The 368-nt window shown below is 31.0% G+C and carries 1 pseudogene; it reads left to right on the plus strand.

The window, feature by feature from the left end:
* Window positions 1–212 (plus strand): annotated as a pseudogene (locus V7149_RS23205) (hypothetical protein); the annotation flags it as partial.
* Window positions 213–368 lie beyond the last annotated feature (156 nt).

Below are 368 nucleotides of genomic sequence, written 5' to 3' on the forward strand. Positions count from 1 at the left end.
TTAATAAACTCTATCATCTATGTAAAACAATGATTACAAATCCACCTGTTTACCCGATTTATCTACCAGCACGTAAAGGAGATATTAAACATAGTGCATTGGATCATACGAAAGCCATTGAAATACTTGGCTGGAAGCCTAAATATGATTTACTACAAGGCTTATCTGAAACAATTAAAATCTTTGATGCAGAGAACCAAGGGCTTAACTAACTTTTAAGTATCTCTTTTATCAAAATTGGTCAATGCATAGAGAATAATTTATACAACAAAATGTTAGATATAGCTATGGGAAGTATTATAATGAAAAATATGACAAACCCTTTTTTGTATACCAGCTATCCAAAAGGAAATCAAAGAGTGTAGAGA

Source organism: Bacillus sp. JJ1503 (genome assembly GCF_036965125.1).
GTDB lineage: Bacteria > Bacillota > Bacilli > Bacillales > Cytobacillaceae > Cytobacillus.